This is a genomic window from Chelatococcus sambhunathii (genome assembly GCF_001418005.1).
GTDB classification, from domain to species: Bacteria; Pseudomonadota; Alphaproteobacteria; order Rhizobiales; family Beijerinckiaceae; genus Chelatococcus_A; species Chelatococcus_A sambhunathii.
Map to the genome: position 1 here is coordinate 1 of NZ_LIOL01000010.1, position 19,490 is coordinate 19,490.

Genomic DNA, 19,490 nt, shown 5'->3' on the forward strand with positions numbered 1-19,490 from the left:
TGGCAGCCGGGTTCGGCTCGGCGAAGCTGTTGAAGGGCACCACGCATCGACTTTCCGGCCCGAGCCACAGTCGCCAGTGCTTGAAATGCGTGTTCCGGATGTTCGTGACGCCGGGGTCATAATTGCCCCGGATGCGCTCCGGCGGCGTGGGCATCCCCCACGTAGCCATGACCATCTCCCGCTCGCCGTCCGCGCCGACGCGGACAATCGGCGCGAGCGTGCCGGGATAAATGTCGCGCGACGGCTCATTCCAGCCGCTGCGATCGACCATGCCCCGCGTAAGGTCGAGGATCGCCTCGCGGTTGCTCCGGACGTTGTAGAGGTTGCACATGGGCGGCGGCTCCAATCAGATCGCTGCCATCTTAACGGCGATGTTTCGCGCGACCATCATTTCCACATCGACTTGCAATCGGCGCTCGCATGTCGCTCTCTTGATGACATTTCATGTCGCTAGCGGTACCGTCGAGATCAATCGGGACAAATCGATCATGACCAATCTCCTTCCTCTCGGCTCGAAGATCGACGTCGTCGTCGAAGATGTTGGCGAAGGCATGTACTTCGCAACGAGCACCAACATGCGCGGGCTGTTGGTCGCCGAGCGCGATCGCGAACGACTGGTCCCAGCGGTCGAAGCGGCGATTTGCGATCTCTACGAGGTCCTCGGTCACCAGGTTCGCGTGCGCCAGGTAACCCCCACCGCAGATGAAGAGCGCTTGGGGAGCTTCCTCGTCGAGGCCGCCTAGCTGCCTGCCCTAGAATTCAAAGCTCTTGCGGATCCGTTCCACTACCTCAAGGCGCAGTCGCGGAGACAGATCCTTCGCAAGCGGAACATTCCGCACCTCTTGGCCGCGCATGTAGACTGTAGGGATGGATGTCGGCAGTAGCCCCATCCGGCGGATCTCAGCGTAATATTCTTCTTCCGTCATCCCGAACGCGCACCCGTTAAGCATTTCCATCTCCTGCTTGGGCAATACGCCTCCATTGGGAGGTCGCCATCTCATGGCAGCCCTCACCCGCAGCTCTGTTGTCGCCCCTTGATGCTGGACGGTTGGTCCGCCCGTTCTTTGAGCCACGGCGCGCTTTGCAGGGAATGCTGCTTGCGGGTCCGGGTATGCTCGCGCTGACTTTTCATAGCCACGCGCGAAGAAGCTAGTGCTCTTCGGATTTTGCCGTCAAGCCCTAGGGCCAGGTAATGCCCGGAACGGCTATATATTGACACCACCGTGTGAACAACGGGGACGGGGAGATCGGGGAGCTAAATGCATTTGACGCCGACCGAATTAGCTTCGCGTTCATGGACTACTTTAACGAGCAACTCGGATGTCAAAACTCCGGATGCGACGAGTGGGGCGCATTGGAACTGTTCGCTCGGCAGTGGGAGCTGAGAAATCTCACTGGCGAGTTGGACGCCGCCCGTCGAGGTCAGCGGCTCGCTGGCTTCGCGCCGCCGCACCAGTTGATGCGCCGCGGGCATCGGCCGCGAGGGCAATCGTAACGCACGGCATGGCCGGCGCGGATCATGAGGCCGGCGACGTCGCGGCCGCCGATGTAGACCCGGGCGAGGGTGCGGCGATAGCGGTCGCGGCCCTGCCGGCGGATGGTGATGGTGCCGGAGGCGAGCAGGCGTCGCAGATAGGCGGTGGCGGCGTGGCCCCGCTGCCGCTCGCTGTCACAGCGCGCCTGGTAGGTCTCGGGCGCGTCGAGGCCGACAATGCGGATCTTCTCCTCGCCGAGATAGATCGTGTCGCCGTCGACGGCCACGATGGGCGGCTCGGCGCCCCAGGCGCGATCGATGAGCAGCGCCAGCACGATCCCGAGCAGGCAGGCCGCGAGGACGACGAGACATCCGGTGCGCATACGCTCCTGCACGTCGGGCGGCGGGACGGGATCCGGGCGCTCAGCCATCCTGCGTCTTCCGGAGAGCGGCGCAACTGGACCATTCTGCCCGTAGCGCGGAGACGTGCCGGCTGACCGCCGCCCGGCCGAGACCGAGCGCTTGAGCGCACTCGGTGACGGTGCATCCCACGTGCGTCACGAAAAAGGCGCGCACGGCCTCACGATTGGCGGCACCTTGCAGCTTGGCCGTCAGCCTCGTCATCGTAGCAGGCTCCAAATCAGCCACGCCACGACAGATCCAAACGCGGCCACGAGGTAGATGAGAAGGTTATAGACATGGCCGGCGCCGTATGTGCCGCCGTCCTCGCGGGCGGCAATCGCGGCCCAAATGAAGAGCGCCATGGTCACAGCGGACGGCAGCAGCCACCAGCCTGCATTGATCGTGATCGTCATCGTCCCGCCTCCGCGGCACGCGATCTGAGGTCGTGCAAGGTGCAATCGATGCAGTCGATCAGGTCGCGGTAAGATCGCCAGTTCGGGAAACGCTGTTCGATCTCGCCGATGATTTGCGAGGCTACGTCGCTCCAATCCGCCACCGGCTCAGCGGCCGGCGCGGCGAACCCGGCGGCAGCGAAAGTGCGAGCGTTGCCCGTCTCGCAGTCGATCGCGTCAATCAAGACCTGCGGTTCGGGGTGCCACTCGTTCGATCCGAAGTAGACCCGCTGCGGGATGAAGACGCGCTCGCGCGTCTCGCCGCGCCAGTTTGTATAGCGGGCAGTGATCGGAACTGTCGGATCGGCTGGCTGGGCGCCAGCCTCGATCCGATCAGCCGTGGCGTCGATTTCGGCTGGAAAGTAGCGTCCGGCGCCATCGACCGCCCCGTCGCGCAAGAGCTGCGCATAGTCGCGTAGGCACTCGACAACGAAGGGCGCGTGGGCGCTGAGCGCGGTCGCGGCCGTCTCATCCTCGTAGTCGCGAAGCTGGTTCATGGATGTGCCCTCCTGTAGCGAATGCGGTGAAAATAACCGCACCAGGAGGGAAGAACAAGCGGTTAGACCGCTATGCCGCGATCGCGCGCCGGGCCGGAAACTTGCCGAACGATATGACCTCGATGTGGCTCTCGCGGATGGAACGCTCCTCCGCTACCACATCTGCGGTGTCCGTCCCGGGCACCAGGCTAACAGACAGACCATACCGAAGACATGGGCGACAACCTCGTGCCGAACGGGTTGTCGATGAAATATCCGAAGCCGTAGCCCACGAAGCTTGCGAGCCCAGTGCCTTCATAGGCTGCGGCTGTAGCGAATGGCCGCGCAGCATTCGCACTTGCGGGCGCTGAAACCCTCCGCCTGGGTCCTCGGCGCTTTCAACGGTCCGCACCCGCCGCCGTCCGCACGCGCTGACAAGTCGCGTTCAGTACGCTCTTGCGCGATCAAAAAATATCGCTACGAATCCGAACGTGAAAATTTCTGATCACGCGCCGGTTGCGCCGGCAAGGTGAAACGATTCCGGATGGCCACGGCTTTCGACGAACCCTCCATCGCGCAGCGCATTGCCCGCGCCGTTCTGTCGCCGTCGCATCGCCGGATCGCCGACTATGTCCTCGACCACCCGCTGCGGGTCGCGGCCATGCCCATCGATGAACTGGCGTCGATCGTTGGCGTGTCGGTGGCCACCGCCAACCGCTTCGCCCGCGCTCTCGGCTTCGACGGCTATGCGCAGTTCCGCACCGCGCTGGTGCTCGGCTTCGAGACGGCGCTGGCGCCTGTGGAGAAGCTGCGCGGAAAGCCGGAGAAGCCCGCGAGCGCCGCCGATATCCTGGCGGCAACGCTCTCGGAGACGGCCCATAATATCGACAGGACGCGGCAGGGCCTGGATACGGAGGCCTGCAACCGCGCGGTCGCTGCCATTCTTGGCGCCCGGCGCGTCTTCATCCTCGGCCTTGGCAGCAGCGTCTGGCTCGCCGGTCTTCTCCTGCGCAAGCTCGAACTCTTCTGCGATCAGGTACAACTGCTCGCCAGTATGGAGGGCTCTTCGCACGCGGCCCGCATCCTGCACCGGGTCAAGCCGGGTGACCTCGTCATTGCCATCGCCTTCCCGCGCTATCTGTCGGACACCTTGCTGCTGACCCGGCGCGCACGGGAGGCGGGCGCCGACGTGCTAGCCCTGACCGAGAGCCCCGGCTCGCCGCTCGCCTCGCTCGCCACGATCGCGCTTTTCGCCCACGGCGAGAGCCAGTTCTTCGCCAATTGCGAGGCGAGTTCGCTGGCTCTGATCGAGGCCCTGAGCAGCGCCGTCGCCCACGCCTCCGGCCGATCCGTGGAGGCGGCGGCCGAACTGGCGGAGGCCGTGCTGCCCTGGCTGCACGGCAACCATGCGGGGGCGCTGAGGCCATCGAGCGCGTGGGACAGGCAGGCGCCGTCGCCCTCTACGCCCCGGCGGGGCCCGAAACCACGCCAGGGCCGCTGACCGTGCGCGGCGGCCCCCTTGCCACCTTCGCCATTCCTCCGGCCCTTGCCGGCTAATCAACTTCGTGAGCGAACCCGCCCCGCCATGACGTCCCCCGCGATCCTGACCGCTCCCGCGCCGGACCCGACGCTTCACCTTTCGGAGAACCGGGTCCTTGCCGTCGATGGCCTGTCGGTGAGCTTCTCGACCTTCGAGCGGACGGTCTCGGCCGTGCGCGATGTCTCCTTCCACGTCGACCGCGGCGAGACGCTTGCCATCGTCGGCGAGTCCGGATCGGGCAAGTCGGTGACCTCGCTTGCCATGATGCGCCTCGTCGAGCATGGCGGCGGGCGCATCGATGCCGGGTGCATGCTCTTCCGCCGCCGCTCCGGCGCGGTGCTCGACCTCGCGACGGCGGGGCCGAGGACGATGCGCGCCATCCGCGGCGCCGATATCGCCATGATCTTCCAGGAGCCGATGACCTCGCTCAACCCGGTTTTCACCGCCGGGGAACAGATTGCCGAATCGATCCGCGTGCATCAGGGCAAGGGCATGGCGGAAGCCCGCGCCGAGGCGCTGCGCATGCTCGATCTCGTGCGCATACCGGAAGCGCGCAGCGTGCTCGACCGCTACCCGCACCAGCTCTCGGGCGGCATGCGGCAGCGCGTCATGATCGCCATGGCGCTGTCCTGCAAGCCTTCCCTCCTCATTGCCGATGAGCCGACGACGGCTCTCGACGTCACCATCCAAGCGCAGATCCTGCAGCTGATCCGTGCACTGCAGGACGAGATGCACATGGGCGTGGTGTTCATCACCCACGACATGGGCGTGGTCGCCGAAATCGCCGACCGCGTGCTCGTCATGTGTCGCGGCGAGAAGGTGGAGGAGGGCGCCTCCGCCGGGTTGTTTGCGGCACCGCGGCACCGTTACACGCGCGCGCTCCTCTCCGCCGTGCCGAGGCTTGGCGCCATGGCCGGCACCGACCTGCCGCGCGAGTTCGCGCTTTTGCGCATGGACGACGAGGCGCCCGTCAAGGAGGCGGCCCCGCAGGCGACGGTGAAGCCGGACGCGGCGCCGATCCTGCGTGTCAGGGATCTCGTTACACGGTTCGACATCCGCGGCGGCCTCTTCAACCGCGTCACGCGTCGTGTGCATGCGGTCGAGAAGGCGAGCTTCGATCTCTATCCCGGCGAAACCCTGTCGCTCGTCGGCGAGTCGGGCTGCGGCAAGTCCACCACCGGTCGCTCGCTGCTGCGCCTCGTCGAGAGCCAGAGCGGCGCCATCGAGTTCGACGGCCGCAACATCCGTGAATTGCCGCCGAGCGCCTTCCGCGACTTGCGGCGCAACATCCAGTTCATCTTCCAGGATCCGTTCGCCTCGCTCGATCCGCGGCTCACCGTTGGCTATTCCATCATGGAGCCGCTCTTGGTGCACGGGGTCGCGAAAGGGGAGGCGGCGCGCCAGCGCGTGCACTGGCTGCTCGAGCGGGTCGGCCTCACGCCGGCCCATGCCCAGCGCTATCCACACGAGTTCTCCGGCGGCCAGCGCCAGCGCATCGCCATCGCCCGCGCGCTCGCTCTCAACCCCAAGGTGGTCATCGCGGACGAGGCGGTCTCGGCCCTCGACGTGTCGATCCAGGCGCAGATCGTCAATCTCCTGCTCGAACTGCAGCGCGATCTCGGTATGGCCTATCTGTTCATCTCGCACGACATGGCCGTCGTCGAGCGCGTCAGCCACCGCGTGGCGGTGATGTATCTCGGCCAGATCGTCGAGATCGGCCCGCGCCGCGCCATCTTCGAGAACCCACAACATCCCTATACGCGCAAGCTGATGGCCGCGGTCCCCGTCGCCGATCCGGCGCGCCGGCACCTGCGCCGCGAGCTGGTGACGGACGAATTGCCGAGCCCGGTGCGCGCGTTGGGCGACGAGCCGACGGTCGAGCCCCTTGTCGAGGTCGGCCCCGGCCATTTCGTCGCCCGTCACCCGATCGGCGCCTTCGGCCGATGACTGCCCCTCTTGATCGCTTCACTGCAACGGGAGCCGTTCCAATGAAAAGTCCACTTCCACGAGGTTTGACAATTGCGTCCGGCCTTCTGGCCCTCGTGCTCGGCACCGCGCCAGCACTCGCCGCCAAGGATGTCGTGCTCGCCATCGGTGGCCAGCCGGAGACGCTCGACCCCTACAACACCAACACGACTCTGACGACCGCCGTCACCAAGTCGTTCTACCAAGGCCTGTTCGAGTTCGATAAGGACCTCAAGGTGCGGCCGGTGCTGGCCGAGAGCTATACAGTTTCGGATGACGGCCTCGTCTACACCTTCAAGCTGCGTGAGGGAGTCAAGTTCCACGATGGCACGGATTTCAACGCCGAGGCCGTCAAGGTTTCGCTTGAGCGGGTGCTCAATCCCGAGAACAAGCTCGCCCGCTACAACCAGTTCAACCGCATCGACAAGGTCGAGGTCGTCTCGCCCTACGTCGTCAAGATCACGCTGAAGGACGCTTTCGGACCGTTCATCAACTCGCTCGCCCACGCTTCGGCGGCCATCATCTCGCCGGCGGCCCTCGCGAAATACGGGAACAAGGATATCGCCTTCCACCCGGTCGGCACTGGCCCCTTCGTCTTCGAGGACTGGAAGCAGACCGATTACGTCAAGGTGAAGAAGTTCGACGGCTACTGGAAGAAGGATTTCCCCAAGGTCGATTCCATCACCTGGAAGCCGGTGCTGGAGAACAACACCCGTGCCGCCATGCTGCAGACGGGCGAGGCCGATTTTGCCTTCCCGCTGCCCTATGAGCAGACAGCCGCCCTGCAGGCGAACGACAAACTGGACGTGATCATCGGCCCGTCGATCATCGAGCGCTACGTCAGTTTCAACACGCTGCAGAAGCCCTTCGACGACATCCGCGTGCGTCAGGCGATCAATTACGCCATCAACAAGGAGGCCCTTGCCAAGGTTGCCTTCAACGGCTTCGCCTCGCCGGCCGAGGGCATCGTGCCGGAGGGCGTGCTCTATGCCCACAAGATGAAGCCCTGGCCCTATGACCCGGCCAAGGCCCGCGAGCTTCTGAAGGAGGCGGGCTATCCCAACGGCTTCGAGTCGATCCTCTGGAGCGCCTACACCACCACGACGGCGCAGAAGGCCATCCAGTTCCTGCAGCAGCAACTGGCCCAGGTCGGCATCAAGGTGCAGATCCAGGCGCTCGAGCCCGGCCAGCGCACCGAGTGGGTGCAGTCATGGCCCGATCCCAAGACGGCGAAGGTGCGCATGTACTACGCCGGCTGGTCGTCCTCGACGGGTGAGGCTGACTGGGCGCTGAGGCCGCTGCTGTCCACCGAGGCCTGGCCGCCGAAGCTCAACAACACCGCCTATTACAGCAACGAGGAAGTGGACGCCTATATCGCCAAGGCCCTGCGCTCGGTGAAGGACGAGGAGAAGGCGGAGCTCTACAGGAAGGCACAAGAGCAGATCTTCAAGGACGCGCCCTGGGCGCCGCTGGTGACGGAAAAAAACCTCTATGCCACCTCCAAGCGTCTCTCCGGCGTCTACGTCATGCCTGACGGCAATATCGAGGCAAGCGAGATCGCCGTTTCGGAGTAAGAGCGGGAACCCTTTTCCCGCACGCAAGTCGGGCATGCCCAACTTGCGCAAGAATATTGCGGATCTCGGGAAAACCCGAGATCCGATGCGGGGGAGAAGGACGCCGCCCGCTTGCAACGCGTCCCGTAGCTTGTCCAGCCAGGTCGATCCGGAGCCATGCTGCACTATTTCCTCAAACGGCTGCTGGGGCTCATCCCCACCCTCCTGATCGTCTCGGTGCTCGTGTTCTTCTTCGTGCACATGCTGCCGGGCGACCCGGCGCGGCTCGTCGCCGGGCAGGATGCGGACGAGCAGACGCTCGCCCTCGTGCGCAGCGAACTCGGCCTCGACAAGCCGCTGCCGCAGCAGTTCGTCAGCTATTTCACCCACCTCTTCGAGGGCGACTTCGGGCGCTCCATCCGCACGCGCCGGCCGGTCTCCACCGAGATCGCCGAGCGCTTCATGCCGACGCTGCTCCTGACGCTCACCAGCATGGTCTGGGCCGTTGTCTTCGGCATGGCGATCGGCATCGCCTCGGCCGTCTTTCGCAACCGCTGGCCAGACCGGCTCGGCATGACATTGGCGGTCTCCGGCATCTCCTTCCCCGCTTTCGCGCTCGGCATGCTGCTCATGCAAATCTTTTCCGTCGGGCTCGGCTGGCTGCCCACCGTCGGCGCCGACAGCTGGAAGCACTACATCCTGCCGTCGCTGACGCTCGGCGCAGCGGTCGCGGCCGTCATGGCGCGCTTCACGCGCGCCTCCTTCGTCGACGTGCTGCACGAGGATTTCGTCCGCACCGCGCGGGCCAAGGGTCTCAACGAGCGTATCGTCATCCTGAAGCACTGCCTGCGCAACGCGCTCATTCCGGTCGTGACCATGATGGGCCTCCAATTCGGCTTCCTGTTGGGCGGTTCCATCGTCGTCGAGGCCGTGTTCAACTGGCCGGGCGTCGGCCGTCTCCTCGTCGATGCCGTGGCGCAGCGCGACTATCCGGTCATTCAGGCGCTGGTGCTGATGTTCTCGCTCGAATTCATCCTCATCAATCTCGTCGTAGACCTGCTTTACGGCGTCATCAACCCCACCATCCGCTACAGTTGAGCCGGCCATGACCGATACCGCGACCGAGCTCGTCTCCCCCGTTTCCGCCACAACGGGCGAGGCCGTGCGCACGCCGCTGAGGGAGTTCTGGCGCCGTTTCCGCCGCCAGCCGGTGGCGCTCGCAGCGCTCACCTTCGTGGTGCTGCTCACGCTACTGGCCGTGCTGGCGCCGTGGATCGTGCCGTTCGACCCGGAGAACTACTTCGATTACGACCAGCTCAATGCTGGCCCGTCGTGGTCGCACTGGCTCGGCGTCGACCCGCTCGGGCGCGACATCTTCAGCCGCATCGTGATGGGGGCCCGCATCTCGCTTGCCACCGGCCTTGCCTCTGTGGCGCTCGGCGGGCTCGTCGGCACGACGCTCGGCCTCCTCGCCGGCTATTACGAGGGCTGGTGGGACCGCATCGTCATGCGCATCTGCGACGTGCTCTTCGCCTTCCCCGGCATTCTTCTCGCCCTCGGCATCGTTGCCATTCTCGGCGGTTCGCTTTTCAACGTGGTCGTCGCCGTCTCCGTCTTCTCCGTGCCGGCCTTTGCCCGCCTCGTGCGCGGCAATACGCTGGTCCTGAAGCGCATGACCTACGTCGAGGCGGTTCGCAGCATCGGCGCTTCCGACTGGACCATCCTCGTGCGCCACATCCTGCCGGGCACCGTCTCCTCCATCGTGGTCTATTTCACGATGCGCCTCGGCACCTCGATCATCACGGCCGCGAGCCTCTCCTTCCTCGGTCTCGGCGCCCAGCCGCCGACGCCGGAATGGGGCGCGATGCTCAATGACGCGCGCGCCGACATGGTCAACGCGCCGCATGTGGCGCTCTTCCCGAGCCTTGCCATCTTCTTCACGGTGCTCGCCTTCAACCTGCTCGGCGACGGGCTGCGCGACGCGCTCGACCCGAAGATCGACCGCAAATGAGCATCATGTCCGTCCGGGATGCCACCCCGCCGCATGTCGGCACGCTCACAGCCGGCCCGCGCAACGCGATCACCGACGTTGCCGGCGTCAGCGTCGGCCATGCGACGCTCGCCGACGGTTCCGTGCAGACCGGCGTCACGGTGGTGCGTCCGCACGCGGGGGACCTCTACCGCGACCGGGTGCCGGCGGCGGCGAGCGTGATCAACGGCTTCGGCAAGAGCATCGGCCTCGTGCAGGTGGAGGAACTCGGCGTCATCGAGACGCCGATCGCGCTCACCAACACCTTCTCGGTCGCCGCCGTGGCCGAGGCGCAGATCCGCCAGACGATCGCGGCCAATCCGCAATGCGGGCGGCGCCTGCCGACGGTCAATCCGCTCGTCTTCGAGTGCAACGACGGCTACCTCAACGACATTCAGGCCATGGCGGTCGGAGATCTGCATTACCGCGGCGCCTGCGCCGCCGCCGGCCCGGATGTCGCGGAAGGGGCGGTCGGCGCCGGGCGCGGCATGGCGAGCTTCGGCGTCAAGGGCGGCATCGGCACGGCCTCGCGCCGCGCCGAGGTGGCGAACGGCCGCGTTTTCACCGTCGGCGCGCTGGTGTTGGCGAATTTCGGCCGGGCGGCGCAGCTCATACTCGCTGGCCGGGCCATCGGACCCGTGCTCGCGGAGCGGCTCGCCGCCACGAGGGAAGACGCCGCCGGAGGGGAGGGCGAGGCACAGGAGAAAGGCTCGATCATCCTCCTCATCGCCACCGACGCGCCGCTCGACACACGCCAGCTGCGACGACTCTCGCTGCGCAGCGCCGCCGGCCTCGCGCGGACCGGCTCCGTCTTCGGCCACGGCAGCGGCGACATCGCGCTCGCCTTTTCCACCGCCTATACGCTGCCGCAGGAGGCGGCTCGCCCCATGCCGGCCATCGCCATGCTGAATGATGCGCTCATCGATCCACTGTTCCAGGCTGTCGCCGACAGCACCGAGCAGGCCATCATCCATGCGCTTTGGCGGGCCGAGACGGTCACCGGCCGTGACGGCCACCGGCGGCAGGCGCTGCTCGAGGTGATGCCCGATCTTCCCTCCCTCCTTTCGGAGCGCACCCCATGAAGGTTCTCATCTCCGTCGACATCGAGGGCGTTGCCGGCGTCTACCACCCCGAGCAGACGCGCGCCGGCAACGGCGAATACGAGCGGGCCCGCCTGCTGATGGCGGAAGAGGCGAATGCGGCCGTGGCCGGGGCCTTCGAGGCCGGTGCGCGCGAGGTCATCGTCAACGATTCCCACGGCGGTTTTCGCAACATGCCGGCCGAGCGGCTCGACGCGCGCGCCCGGGTCGTGCAGGGCAAGCCGCGCTACCTCAGCATGGTTGCGGGCGTCGAGGAGGGGGTGAATGCCGTCTGCCTCATCGGCTATCACTCGCGGGCCCATGGTCGCGGCATCCTCGCCCACACCATCAACAGCTTCGCCTTCGCCCGCATCGCGTTCAACGGGCTGGAACTCGGCGAGGCCGGCATCTACGGCGCGCTTGCCGGCGAATATGGCGCGCCCGTCGTCATGGCGAGCGGCGATGACGTCTTCATCGACGAGAACCGCGAGCTGTTCCCGCACACCGTCTTCGTCGAGACAAAGCGCGCCACCGGCTGCAACAGCGGCATCAGCCTCTCGCCGGAGCGGGCGCGTGCGGCGATCCGCGCCGGCGTGAAGGAGGCGCTCGTCTGCCCGCCGGCGCCGCCGTTCCGTTTGCCCGGTCCCATCACGGCGCACATCCGCACGCAGACGCCCGCGCTTGCCGATCTCTTCTGTCAGTGGCCGACGCTGAGCCGCCTGTCCGGCGACGAGATCGGCTTCGAGGCGCCAACCGTCGAGGCAGCGGTGCGTATCGTCAATTCGCTCTCGGCGATGTCGACCATGCTGCGCTGACGCGCCGCATTCCCCTTGCAAGGACGCAGATCTTCCCTTGCCGCTCCACGCCCGCCAACAGATCGGACATTCCAGCCATGGCAGAGACTTCCGCGCCGCGCATTGTCTACGTCAACGGGGCCTTCCTCCCCATCGAGACCGCTTCCATCCCGGTCATGGACCGCGGCTTCCTTTTCGGCGACGGCATCTATGAGGTGACGGCGGTCCTCGATGGGCACCTGATCGACAACGAGCCGCATCTGGCGCGGCTCGAGCGCTCGCTCGGCGAGATCGACATTCCCAATCCGCATTCGCGCGAGGCGTGGACGGAGATCCAGCAGGCGCTCGTCGCCCGCAACAATCTCTCGGAGGGCCTCATCTATCTCGAGGTCACGCGCGGCGTTGCCGAGCGTGACTTCCTCTCTCCCGCCGGCCTCACGCCGACGGTGGTGATGTTCACCCAGGCAAAGTCCGTGCGCACCAGTGCAGCGCTGGCGAAGGGTGCCGCCGTCATCACCGTGCCCGACCTGCGCTGGGCCCGGCGCGACATCAAGTCGACCTCTCTCCTTGCCCAGGTGCTCGCCAAGCGCGCGGCGGCTGCCGCGGGCGTCAACGAGGCCTGGATGGTCGAGGACGGGACGGTCACGGAGGGGGCCTCCTCCACCGCCTTCATCGTCACCAAGGCCGGTGAGATCGTCTCGCGCCCCCTGTCCCACGCCGTGCTACCGGGCGTGACCCGCCGTGCCGTGCTGCGTCTCGTCGCAGAAAAGGGCCTGACCTTCGTCGAACGTCCCTTCACCGTGGAGGAGGCGCTCGCGGCTGAGGAGGCGTTCTTCACCAGCGCTTCCAGCCTCGTCATGCCGGTCACGTCCATCGACGGCCGGCCGATCGGCGGCGGCAGCCCGGGGCCGCTCACCCGCGAGCTGCGCCAGCTCTACATCGAGGCCGCGCTCGAGGGCCGGTGACCGGCCCCGCTCTCGCCCGGTCTCAAGGCCGGGCGAATTCTTCCGTCACCTCGAACACCTCTGCATGGGACGCGACATGGAAGCGTCCCTCCGCCGTCACCCAGCCACGGAACATGCCGTCCGTGTTGTAGGGTGCCGTGACGGAGCCATCGGCCGCGACCGCGACGAGGCCGGCGCCGATGCCGTAGGGCGCGAGGTCCTCGTGGATGACCTTGGCCGCCGCAGCCGTGAGGCTTTCGCCGAGATAGGCCATGCGGCTCGCCACCTCGTGGCCGACCGCGTGGCGGATGAAATACTCCCCCTTGCCCGTGCCCGAGACGGCGCAGATGCCGTCGCGCGCATAGGTGCCGGCGCCGATGATGGGTGAATCGCCGACGCGCCCGACGGGCTTGTTGGTATAGCCGCCGGTCGAGGTCGCCGCGGCGAGCCGACCGGCGCCGTCGCATGCCACTGCGCCGACCGTGCCGTGCTTCTCCGCCTCGCTCGCCAGTCGCGTGGTACCGGCCGCGGCGCGGGCCTTCATCCGGGCGAGCGCCTCGAGGCGCCGCTCCGTGGTGAAATACGAGGGGTCGACGACGGCGAGGCCGGACTCGCGCGCAAAGGCGTCGGCGGCTCCGCCGGCTAGCATCACGGCCTCACCGCTCTCCAGGACGGCGCGCGCCGCTTTCACCGGATTACGGATGCGCCTGGCGGCGGCCACCGCCCCGGCGGCGAGCGTGCTGCCGTCCATGATGGCGGCGTCGAGCTCATGCTCGCCCGCCGCGTTGAGCGCCGCCCCGTGACCGGCATTGAAGTGGGGTGAGTCTTCCATCACCACCACCGCGGCCTCGACCGCATCGAGCGCGCTGCCGCCGCCCGTCAGGACCGCCCAGCCCGCCTGCAGAGATCGCGCAAGATCGGCGCGCGCGGCCATCCATTCGTCCTCGCTCAGGTCGAGCTTCGCCATGACGCCACAGCCGCCATGGATGGCAAGCGCGATCGGCCTCATCAATGACCTCGCTGATAGATGGTTCAGATAAGGGCCGGCAGCGAGCGCCGGCCGCGATTCGTGATCGCAACCCTATCCTGTCGCGCGCCGATGTTCACGGCCGAGACCTGTTCATCGGCGCTGTACCGGCGTTCTTGCGCGCAGCTTACCCGGGTTATGCGTCAGCGGTACGAACCTTCGTCCGACGCCCTCGAACGTTGCCGCTGTCGTCCGCCAGCGCGAGGACGTAGCGACCATAGTCGCTCTTGCCGAGGGCCTCGCCGAGAGCGCGCAGCTGGGCGCGGTCTATATGACCCATAGCAAAGGCGATTTCCTCCGGACAGGCGATGCGGAAGCCCTGGCGCTTCTCGAGCGTCCGCACGAATTCGGCCGCTTCGACGAGGCTATCCGGCGTGCCGGTGTCGAGCCAGGCATAGCCGCGCCCCATGGGCAGGACAGACAGCTTGCCGCGCTCCAGATAGGCGCGGTTGACATCGGTGATCTCGAGTTCGCCCCGTGTCGAGGGCTTGAGATTGCGGGCAATGTCAACCACATCGGCGTCGTAGAAATAAAGGCCGGTCACCGCCCAGCTGGAGCGCGGCGTCACCGGCTTCTCCTCAATGGTGCGGGCCTGCCCGTCCTCGTCGAACTCCACGATGCCGTACCGCTGCGGATCCTTGACGTGGTAGGCGAAGACCGTTGCGCCCCCGGACAGGGCCTGTCGTCGTGCCTGCTGCAGAAGATCCGTCAGGCCATGGCCGAAGTAGAGATTGTCGCCGAGGATGAGGGCGGAGGGGCCGCCCGCCACGAAATCGGCCGCGATGTGATAGGCCTGCGCCAGCCCTTCGGGACGTGGCTGCTCGGCATAGGTCAGGGCAAGGCCCCACTGCTCGCCGGTGCCGAGCAGCTGTCGGAAACGCGGCAGGTCGGCCGGCGTCGAGATGACCATGATCTCGCGGATGCCGGCGAGCATCAGCGTCGTCAGCGGGTAATAGATCATCGGCTTGTCGTAGACCGGCAGCAACTGCTTGGAGACGACATGCGTCATCGGATGCAACCGCGTGCCGCTGCCGCCAGCAAGGATGATGCCCTTCATGGCCTTCTCCATTTCCCTTCTTCGGCGGCAAGGCAGCGCGCCACGACCCCGGCGAGCGAGACGCGCCAGGGCGGCAGCGCAACGCCGTGCACCGCCGCGATCCGGCTACAGTCGAGCCGCGTGTCCGGCGCACGGGCCGCCGGCGTCCGATAATCGACCGTGGCGATGCGCTCGACTCGGGCGGATGGGCCGCCGCGCATCGCGCTTTCCGCAAAGACGGCCTCGGCGAGGTCGGCCCAGGTCGCTTCCCCCGATGCACTCATGTGGAAGAGGCCGCGCAGGGCCACCTCGCCCGGCCGCGCCACGAGGTTGCGCGCCACCGCGATGATGCCGTCGGCGATGGCAAGGGCGGAGGTCGGGGTGCCGCGTTGATCCGCCACGACGCGCACGACGTCGCGGTTTTCCGCGAGCGTCAGCATGGTGCGGACGAAATTGCGGCCAACGGGGCTGTACACCCAGGCGACCCGCAGGATCGCATGGTCCGGCGCGGCTGCGGCGACCGCGGCTTCGCCGGCGAGTTTCGAGCGGCCGTAGACGTTCACCGGCGCCGGCACGTCCTCCTCCCGGTGTGGCCGGCCGATATGCCCGTCGAAGACGTAGTCCGTCGACAGATGTACCACCGGCACGCCGAGCCGCGCCGCCGCCGCCGCGACCGCGCCGGCGCCCGCCTCGTTGACGGCATGGGCGAGCGCCGGCTCGCTCTCGGCCTTGTCGACGGTGGTGTAGGCGGCCGCGTTGACGATGACCTGCGGTTCCGCAGCCGCGAGCGCCGGCAGGACCGTCTGGGCTTTCGCAAGGTCGAGCGCCGGCCGCCCAACCGAAACAACTTCGACGCCGAGGGCGCGGCCGCGCTCCACGAGCGCCCGCGCCACCTGGCCCTCGCGGCCCGTGACGGCGATGCGCAGCGGCTGCGCGCTCACGAAAAATACTCCGGCAGCTCGGTGAGGCGCGGATGGGCGCGGTCCTTGGGGGAGAGGATCGCTGCCGCGCGTGTCACCGGCCAGTCGATCGCGAGATCGGGGTCGTCGAAGGCGAGGCCGTGGTCATGCTCTGGTGCGTAATAGGCGGTGACCTTGTAGATCACCTCCGTGTCCGGCGCGAGCGTGCAGAAACCGTGTGCGAAGCCGACCGGCACGAGGAGCTGGCGCCCGTTTTCGGCCGACAGCTCCACCGCCACGTGGCGGCCGTAGGTGGGCGAAGACCGGCGGATGTCGACCGCGACGTCGAGGATGCGGCCGCGCACGACGCGCACGAGCTTGTCCTGCGCGAAGGGCGGGCTCTGGAAGTGCAGCCCGCGCACGGTCCCGGCGGGACCGGAGAGCGAGTGGTTGTCCTGCACGAAATCGAGATCGATGCCAGCCTCGGCGAAGCGGCGGCGGTTCCAGGTCTCCGTGAAGAAGCCCCGCTCGTCGCCGAAGCGCCGGGTGGTGATGATCTTCACCGCCGGGATGGCGGTGTCCTCGATGGTCAGCATGGCTCCTCGATCCGTTATTGCTCTCAGGCGCCCGTGCCCAGCCGCTCGCCGCGATAGATCCCGTCGCGCACGCGCTGCCACCAGTCGCGGTTGTCGAGATACCAGCGCACCGTCTTGGCGAGGCCGCTCTCGAAGCTCTCGGCCGGCCGCCAGCCGAGCTCGGCGGCGATCCGCCCCGCATCGATGGCATAGCGCCGGTCGTGGCCCGGCCGGTCGGCCACGAAAGTGATCAGCGTTTCGCGCGGGCCGATGGTCGGATCGGGCGCCATCTCGTCGAGCAGCGCGCAGATGGCGCGCACAACTTCGATGTTGCTGCGCTCGTTGTGGCCGCCGATGCAATAGGTGGCGCCGACAGCTCCCTCTTGTACCGCGATGAGCAAGGCCCGCGCGTGGTCGTCGACATAGAGCCAGTCGCGTACATTGTCGCCCGTGCCGTAGACCGGCAGCGGCCGCCCTTCGAGTCCGTTGAGGATCATCAGCGGGATGAGCTTTTCGGGGAAATGGTAGGGCCCGTAGTTGTTGGAACAGTTCGTCACCACGACGGGCAGGCCGTAGGTGTGGTGGAAAGCGCGCACGAAATGGTCGCTCGCCGCCTTCGAGGCAGAATAGGGCGAGCGCGGGTCGTAGGGGCTCGCCTCGGTGAAGTAGCCCTCCGGTCCCAGCGAGCCGAAGACCTCGTCCGTCGAGATGTGATGGAAACGGAAATCCCGGCGACGCCCCTCCGGCAGGGTGCGCCAGTGGGCGAGCGCCGCCTCCAGCAAGGTGGTCGTGCCGACGACGTTGGTCGTCACGAATGCAGCCGGCCCGTCGATGGAGCGGTCGACATGGCTTTCGGCGGCAAGATGCATGACCACATCGGGCGAGAAATCCGCCATCGCCGTGCCCACGGCCGCGCGGTCGCAGATGTCGGCCTTGAGAAAGTGGAAGCGGTTGCTGCCCGCCACGGGCGCGAGCGAATCGGGATTGCCGGCGTACGTCAGCTTGTCGAGCACAAGGACTTCGTGCTCGGTTTCCGCTATGAGACGCCGCACGACTGCCGAGCCGATGAACCCTGCGCCGCCGGTGACCAGAAAGCGTCGTGCCATGGCTCCTCCCGAACGGCCTGTGCGCTGTTGAAACGAGCGTTCCGCATGGCTTAAGCAATGGCGTCAGATTGCGCATGGAGCCGGTGGAAGTCCTTTCCTCCTGCGCAATGCGGGCGGCTTTTTTGGCATCTCGCCGGCATGCGGGCAAGCCCTTGGTGGAAAGCCGGTCAGCCCGTCACTTCCCAGTGCCGGCGCATATCACGCGACAGGTTTGGGTTATAGAACGGATCAGCATCGAGCGCTGTCGCCCAGCGGCGGCGCATCTCGGCCACGTCCTTGAGGAACTGGCCCGTGCGCTCGGGCGAATCGTGCGGGCCGAAGGTCAGCGATTCGTGGTGATAGAGCTCGGCCTGCGGCGTCCACAGGATGCGCTGGCCCGCCCGGCGGATGCGCAGGCACAGGTCGACGTCGTTGAAGGCGCAGGGCAGCGCTTCGTCGAAGCCGCCGAGCGCCTCGAAGAGGCGCCGCGGCATCACCATCGCCGCGGCGGTGACGCAGGATAGGTCCTGGTCGAGCGCCGCCCGGCCGAAATAGCCCGGGCTGCCGCGCCGCACGTGCCGGTGGGCATGATCCGCCACGCCACCGATGCCGAGGATGACGCCAGCATGCTGGATGGTGTCGTCGGGGTAATAGAGCATCGCCCCCACCGCCCCGACTCCGGGCAGCCGGGCGCGCAGCACCATCTCCTCCAGCCAGCCGGGCGTGATCGGCGTCACGTCGTCGTTGAGGAAGCAGAGATAATCCCCCCGCGCTTGGCGCGCAGCGTGGTTGTTGACCCAGGAATAGTTGAAGGGTGCCCGCTCGTAGGTGACCACGCGCAGCCGCCCTTGCCCGCCCAGGGCGGCGAGGTAGGCCGCAGCCTCGGGCCGGGCGGCATCACCCGTTCCCACGGCAAGGATCACCTCGAAATGCGGATAGGTGGAGCCGGCGAGTAGCGCATCGAGCGAGCGGCGGGCGACCTCGCCGAGGCGGCTCGGCACGATGATGGAGACAAGCGGCCAATCCGCGGGCCGGGCATAGCGCACGCGGTAGAAGCCGCCGACGCCGGGCTCGACTTCAGCCGCGATGCCCTGCCGAGCGAGGTGCTCGAGGATCGCTCGGCGCCCGGCCTGCCAGGCATAGGGCTTGACCGCGGGCGACGACGCGGTCGACTGCGGCAGGGCGCGCCAATGATAGAGCACGCGCGGCACGTGGCGGATGCGCGCCGGCTCCGTCAGCTCGGCGCAGCGCAGCGCGAGGTCGTGGTCCTGGGAGCCTTCGAAGCCCTCACGCAGCCCGCCCGCCGCGGCGACAAGCGAGCGGCGGAAGACGCCGAGATGCGAGAAGGCGTTCTGGCCGAGCATCAAGGACGGGTTCCAGTCGCCCTTGAAGTGGGGATCGAAGCGCCGGCCCTTCGCATTGATCTTGTCCTCGTCGGAAAAGATCATGTCGACGTCCGGATGTGCGACGATTTCGCGCGCGATCCAGTAGAGTGCGTCCGGTGGCAGTTCGTCGTCGGCATCGAGGAGCGCGACGAACTCGCCGCTCGCCAGGGCAAGAGCCGAGTTGGTGTTGGCGCTGATGTGGCCTCGTTCGGCGCGCAGATGAAGCTTGATACGCCCGTCCTCCGCGGCCGCCGCCGTGAGCATGGCGCGCACGTCAGCGCGCGTCGAGGCATCGTCGGACAGGCACAACTCCCAATGGGGATAGAGCTGGGCACGGATCGACCCGATTGCGGCGCCGAGCCAGCACGGGTCCGTCTCGTACACCGGCATCAGCACGGAAATGAGCGGCGGGTTGGTCATGGCGGCGACGTCCGCCGCGATGCGCGCCCGCTCCTGCGGCCCCGGGTACTGGCGCGCCACCCAGGCGGCATAGCGGGCGTCCGGTCCCCGCCGCCGCGCGACCAGGGCATCGAGCCGGCGCTTGGCCTTGACTGCCAGGGGAAACGATTTCGCCGCCCGGCGCAGCCGGTCGATGAGGCGCCAGCGGCCGGACGGTGGAGGAAATAGCAGCAAGCTCCGCTCCGCGATTGTCACCGGCCGAGCCGGAGGACGGAGGCCCCTCGGCCGAATCACCGCATCCGTACCCTCATCACCTGCGGCCGAATTACGCTGCGCCGCTGCAGCGGGCAAGGCGCGACCCGAATCAAAGCCTGCC

The 19,490-nt window shown here is 67.2% G+C and carries 19 protein-coding genes; 9 read left to right on the forward strand and 10 right to left on the reverse strand.

The window, feature by feature from the left end:
• Window positions 1-331, reverse strand: a 331-nt coding sequence (locus tag ASC46_RS16570; RefSeq protein WP_483416336.1) for an SOS response-associated peptidase family protein, incomplete at its 3' end; no start/stop codon positions are given.
• Between ASC46_RS16570 and ASC46_RS16575 the strand changes: the two genes are divergently transcribed.
• Window positions 330-743, forward strand: a complete 414-nt coding sequence (locus tag ASC46_RS16575) for a hypothetical protein (protein WP_055460416.1) — start codon at window positions 330-332, stop codon at window positions 741-743. The two genes, ASC46_RS16570 and ASC46_RS16575, sit on opposite strands and share 2 nt — an antisense overlap.
• Window positions 744-1,422: 679 nt before the next feature.
• On the opposite strand, the gene ASC46_RS16585 is transcribed toward ASC46_RS16575, so the two are convergent.
• The 3 genes from ASC46_RS16585 to ASC46_RS16600 form a co-directional block, all read right to left on the reverse strand.
• Complete coding sequence (locus ASC46_RS16585) at window positions 1,423-1,905, reverse strand: thermonuclease family protein (protein WP_055460418.1); 483 nt, start codon at window positions 1,903-1,905, stop codon at window positions 1,423-1,425.
• Window positions 1,906-2,094: 189 nt separating this feature from the next.
• On the reverse strand, window positions 2,095-2,289 hold the full coding sequence (locus ASC46_RS16595) for a hypothetical protein (protein ID WP_055460420.1): 195 nt from the start codon (window positions 2,287-2,289) through the stop codon (window positions 2,095-2,097).
• Complete coding sequence (locus ASC46_RS16600) at window positions 2,286-2,825, reverse strand: hypothetical protein (protein ID WP_055460421.1); 540 nt, start codon at window positions 2,823-2,825, stop codon at window positions 2,286-2,288. The genes ASC46_RS16595 and ASC46_RS16600 overlap by 4 nt, the downstream gene beginning before the upstream one ends.
• A 523-nt stretch (window positions 2,826-3,348) precedes the next feature.
• On the opposite strand from ASC46_RS16600, the gene ASC46_RS16605 reads away from it, so the two are divergent.
• The 8 genes from ASC46_RS16605 (at window position 3,349) to ASC46_RS16640 (ending at window position 12,729) form a co-directional block, all read left to right on the forward strand.
• On the forward strand, window positions 3,349-4,305 hold the full coding sequence (locus ASC46_RS16605; RefSeq protein ID WP_055460422.1) for a MurR/RpiR family transcriptional regulator: 957 nt from the start codon (window positions 3,349-3,351) through the stop codon (window positions 4,303-4,305).
• Between the two features lie 84 nt (window positions 4,306-4,389).
• Window positions 4,390-6,291 carry a dipeptide ABC transporter ATP-binding protein gene (locus ASC46_RS16610; protein WP_055460423.1) on the forward strand — a complete coding sequence of 634 codons (1,902 nt, stop codon included), beginning with the start codon at window positions 4,390-4,392 and terminating at the stop codon, window positions 6,289-6,291.
• Window positions 6,292-6,356: 65 nt separating this feature from the next.
• Window positions 6,357-7,883 carry a glutathione ABC transporter substrate-binding protein GsiB gene (gene gsiB / locus ASC46_RS16615; protein WP_245280597.1) on the forward strand — a complete coding sequence of 509 codons (1,527 nt, stop codon included), beginning with the start codon at window positions 6,357-6,359 and terminating at the stop codon, window positions 7,881-7,883.
• Window positions 7,884-8,039: 156 nt separating this feature from the next.
• Window positions 8,040-8,960 (forward strand): glutathione ABC transporter permease GsiC, encoded by a 921-nt coding sequence (gene gsiC / locus ASC46_RS16620; RefSeq protein WP_055460425.1) that lies wholly within the window; start codon window positions 8,040-8,042, stop codon window positions 8,958-8,960.
• 7 nt (window positions 8,961-8,967) lie between these two features.
• Entirely contained in the window at window positions 8,968-9,873 is a 906-nt protein-coding gene (gene gsiD / locus ASC46_RS16625) for a glutathione ABC transporter permease GsiD (RefSeq protein ID WP_055460426.1), read from the forward strand.
• Window positions 9,874-9,878: 5 nt separating this feature from the next.
• Window positions 9,879-10,973, forward strand: coding sequence for a DmpA family aminopeptidase (locus tag ASC46_RS16630; RefSeq protein ID WP_055460509.1), 1,095 nt, complete (start codon window positions 9,879-9,881; stop codon window positions 10,971-10,973).
• The gene (locus ASC46_RS16635) at window positions 10,970-11,785 is read left to right on the forward strand and encodes a M55 family metallopeptidase (RefSeq protein ID WP_055460427.1); all 816 of its coding nucleotides are present in this window, start codon (window positions 10,970-10,972) and stop codon (window positions 11,783-11,785) included. The genes ASC46_RS16630 and ASC46_RS16635 overlap by 4 nt, the downstream gene beginning before the upstream one ends.
• Window positions 11,786-11,862: 77 nt before the next feature.
• Complete coding sequence (locus tag ASC46_RS16640; RefSeq protein WP_055460428.1) at window positions 11,863-12,729, forward strand: D-amino-acid transaminase; 867 nt, start codon at window positions 11,863-11,865, stop codon at window positions 12,727-12,729.
• A gap of 22 nt (window positions 12,730-12,751) precedes the next feature.
• On the opposite strand, the gene ASC46_RS16645 is transcribed toward ASC46_RS16640, so the two are convergent.
• From ASC46_RS16645 to ASC46_RS16670, 6 genes are all read right to left on the reverse strand, one after another.
• Window positions 12,752-13,717 (reverse strand): isoaspartyl peptidase/L-asparaginase family protein, encoded by a 966-nt coding sequence (locus ASC46_RS16645; RefSeq protein WP_055460429.1) that lies wholly within the window; start codon window positions 13,715-13,717, stop codon window positions 12,752-12,754.
• Window positions 13,718-13,871: 154 nt separating this feature from the next.
• On the reverse strand, window positions 13,872-14,792 hold the full coding sequence (rfbA, locus tag ASC46_RS16650) for a glucose-1-phosphate thymidylyltransferase RfbA (RefSeq protein ID WP_055460510.1): 921 nt from the start codon (window positions 14,790-14,792) through the stop codon (window positions 13,872-13,874).
• On the reverse strand, window positions 14,789-15,697 hold the full coding sequence (gene rfbD / locus ASC46_RS16655) for a dTDP-4-dehydrorhamnose reductase (protein ID WP_055460511.1): 909 nt from the start codon (window positions 15,695-15,697) through the stop codon (window positions 14,789-14,791). The genes rfbA and rfbD overlap by 4 nt, the downstream gene beginning before the upstream one ends.
• A gap of 11 nt (window positions 15,698-15,708) precedes the next feature.
• Window positions 15,709-16,266 (reverse strand): dTDP-4-dehydrorhamnose 3,5-epimerase, encoded by a 558-nt coding sequence (rfbC, locus tag ASC46_RS16660; protein WP_055460430.1) that lies wholly within the window; start codon window positions 16,264-16,266, stop codon window positions 15,709-15,711.
• 23 nt (window positions 16,267-16,289) lie between these two features.
• A complete protein-coding gene (gene rfbB / locus ASC46_RS16665; protein ID WP_055460431.1) occupies window positions 16,290-17,351 on the reverse strand; it encodes a dTDP-glucose 4,6-dehydratase in 1,062 nt (353 codons plus the stop codon).
• 167 nt (window positions 17,352-17,518) lie between these two features.
• Entirely contained in the window at window positions 17,519-19,348 is a 1,830-nt protein-coding gene (locus ASC46_RS16670) for a glycosyltransferase family 2 protein (protein WP_055460432.1), read from the reverse strand.
• Window positions 19,349-19,490 lie beyond the last annotated feature (142 nt).